The sequence below is a fragment of the Halorubrum sp. AD140 genome, from assembly GCF_034497445.1.
In the GTDB taxonomy this organism is placed as follows: Archaea; Halobacteriota; Halobacteria; order Halobacteriales; family Haloferacaceae; genus Halorubrum.
The window spans coordinates 1-1004 of the sequence record NZ_JAXRUU010000365.1 but is presented as its reverse complement, the minus strand read 5'-3'; the positions used below and the strand labels follow the sequence as shown (position 1 = coordinate 1004).

The following is a 1004-nucleotide window of genomic DNA, read 5'->3' as shown; positions in this document are numbered from 1 at the left end:
CCGGCGCGACTGCCACCGCCGGCTGTGCCGGCGTCATCGGCGGCTCCGGCGCCGACGGAACGGTCCTCGGCCCGCCGGCACAGAGCCGCGGCGATCCGACCCACCCGATCCACGGCGACGAGATGCCCGAGTTCACCGTGCCCGACCCCATCTCTGGCGAGGAGATATCGACGGCGCAGTTCGAGGGCGAGCGCGCCGTGCTGTGGACTACCTTCTACACGAACTGCCCCGACGGCGTCTGTCCGGCGCTCATCCTCCGGCTGCGGCGCGCGCAGGAGGTCGCCGCCGATCCGACCGAGACGAATCCGCAGTACCCGATCGTCCCGCCGCAGGTCCGCGAGATCGTCGGACCGGAGGCGTACGGCGACGAGATCGCGTTCCTCCCGACCACGTTCGACCCGGAGCGCGACACCGAGGACGCCCTCCGCGAGTACGCCGCCCAGCAGAGCGTCGACCTCGACGCGGGCAACTGGCACTTCCTTCGACCGGAGAGCTACGAGCGTGCACAGGAAGTCCACGACGAACACTTCGGCCTCAAGATCGAGAAGGAATCGGCCGACGAGAACGAGAACCTCGAGTACACGTTCCCGCACTACGGACTCATCATCCTCGCGAACAAGCGGGGAATCGTCGAGCGAGCGTATCCGAAGGGACCGGATACCGACATCGAACGGCTCGTCGACGACGTTCAACGGGTGGTCACGGCGTGAGGCGCCGACATCTGCTGGCCGGACTCGCGAGCGTCGGCGTGCTCGGTGCCGCGGGCGCCGTCGCCACCGGCGGGGTCCCCGACGCGCTCGGCAGCGGGGGCGAGGTGATCGAACCAATGACGCCCGACACCGTCGACGCGCCGGGCAGCCGCGACGGCGAGGTGACGCTCCCGGCCACCGACCGACCGACGTTCGTCGACTTCTTCGGAACGTGGTGTCCGCCCTGTAAAGAGCAGATGCCAGCCCTCGCGGATGCCTACGATCGGATCGGCGACGAGGTGCTGTTCGTCTCCG

At 69.2% G+C, this 1004-nt stretch carries 2 protein-coding genes; both read left to right on the top strand.

All coding sequences use genetic code 11. From position 1 onward, the window contains the following. Window positions 1-710 (top strand): SCO family protein (locus tag U4E84_RS18905; protein WP_322533580.1); only part of this gene is annotated, 710 nt, incomplete at its 5' end. Further along, window positions 707-1004: thioredoxin domain-containing protein (locus tag U4E84_RS18900; RefSeq protein WP_322533579.1), on the top strand; the 298-nt coding region annotated here is incomplete at its 3' end. The genes U4E84_RS18905 and U4E84_RS18900, both read left to right, overlap by 4 nt.